Origin of the sequence: Mycobacterium sp. 1165178.9, assembly GCF_001673555.1 — a bacterium.
Classification (GTDB): Bacteria; Actinomycetota; Actinomycetes; order Mycobacteriales; family Mycobacteriaceae; genus Mycobacterium.
The window spans coordinates 1-1,612 of the sequence record NZ_LZMB01000315.1; the positions used below are offsets into that span (position 1 = coordinate 1).

1 protein-coding gene and 2 pseudogenes are annotated in these 1,612 nt (G+C 69.9%); 2 read left to right on the forward strand and 1 reads right to left on the reverse strand.

Features of this window, described 5'->3' with window-relative positions:
- Both A5652_RS29160 and A5652_RS28590 read left to right on the forward strand, forming a co-directional pair.
- Positions 1 to 100 (forward strand): annotated as a pseudogene (locus tag A5652_RS29160) (lytic transglycosylase domain-containing protein); the annotation flags it as partial.
- Positions 69 to 896 (forward strand): annotated as a pseudogene (locus A5652_RS28590) (MAP_0585 family protein); the annotation flags it as partial. The pseudogenes A5652_RS29160 and A5652_RS28590, both read left to right, overlap by 32 nt.
- A 100-nt stretch (positions 897 to 996) precedes the next feature.
- Here A5652_RS28590 and A5652_RS13750 read toward each other — a convergent pair.
- A partial coding sequence (locus A5652_RS13750) for a lytic transglycosylase domain-containing protein (RefSeq protein WP_232001189.1) occupies positions 997 to 1,612 on the reverse strand: 616 nt, incomplete at its 5' end.

Sequence of the window (1,612 nt, forward strand, 5' to 3'; positions counted from 1 at the left end):
GTGGGACGCCACCACGCGCCCGCGCATCCCTCCGGAGCTGGTCGATGCCTACGACCGCAACGTAGACGCCCGGCGGCCATCAGGGGGGCCAGCCTGGCGGGCCAGGAGGGCAGCCGGGCGGCGGAAACACTCCGCCGGCGCAGGGCGGCCAGAACAACCCGCCGCAGGGCGGACACAACGGTCCGCCGGCGCAAGGTGGTCAGACAAACCCGCCGCAGGGTGGTCAGAACACTCCACCGCAGGGTGGCCAGACCAACCCCCCGCAGGGTGGCCAGAACACTCCGCAGCCCAACCAGCATGGTCAGAACCCAGGCCAGACGGGACAGAACAACCCGCCCAATGAACACGGCCAGTACCCGCCGCAGGGAGGGCAGAACAACCCGCCCAACGAGCACGGCCAGAACCCCCCCAACCAGGGCGGGCCGGCCAATACGCCGGCGAACACCCAGAACCCACCGCCGAACAACAGGCAGCGGTACGAGGCGCTGAATCCGCCGGCCACGCAGCCTCCGCACCCGCCCTACATTCCACGGCACGACGTGGTGACTGCCAACGCGCAGATCGGTGGCCCCGCCGGTCCGAACATTCAATTCAGCATCCCGGGTCGCGGTGCGCCCCCGCCTCCGCGCGAGCACGGTTACGGCTGGAACGACGGCCCGGCTCCCGGGCACCCGCCGCCTTTCTGGGAGGGCCCGCCTCCCCCAGGGGGCTGGAACGGTCCGCCCCCTCCGGGAGGCTGGAACCGGCCGTGGGACGGGCCGCCGCGTGATTGGGATGCGGGACGGCGCGACTTCGGACCCTTCAACTACAACACCTTTACCGTCGTCCCCGTCTTCAACTGGCAGTACGGGGGTTGGGGTTACTGGTTCTTCGGTGTGTGGGTGCCGCTGTACTGACCCGCTGTGATCACCCGGAACCGTCAGCGGGCGCAGCCGTAATCGGCGCGCCCGTTGACGCTTTCCCGCGGCTGTCTCGACCAGCACGACCGGCGCGCGGTTACTGCGGATGGGCGGCCACGTAATCGGCCGCCGGGATCGGTGCTGAGGCGTCGTATCCGATGGGCAGCAACACGTCGCCGGCCGTCGTCAGGCAATACACGTCCCACCGGTAGTACGCGGCGAACGTCGCGGGATCGGCGGCCATCAGGGCCGCGTACTGGTCGACGGCGCGGACATATTCGCGGGCATGGTTGTACCCGTAGATGGCGTGATCGCGATCGTTGGCGAAGCCATTGGCGGCCAGGTAGCGGCCCGCCGCCAGGATGCTGTCGTGGGGTGAGTGGATGTCGCCGCCCTGACCGTAGCCGGCGAACGTCGAGGGCAGGAACTGCATGGGACCCTGCGCGCCGGCGGTGCTCGCGCCGACGATGCTGCCGAAGCGCGACTCGACGAAGTTGATCGCGGCCAGGTAGTTCCAGCTGACGCCGGATTCGGACTCCGCCTGGTGGTAGTAGTTCATCAGCTCATCGGCCGGCGCCGGCGGCGCGATGCGCCACGCGGGCAGGGTTCCTCGCACCGGGGTCAGCGCGGTGAGTTGCCGCCGGGCGTCTACGTTGCGGTCGTAGGCATCGACCAGCTCCGGAGGGATGCGCGGGCGCGTGGTGGCGTCAGAT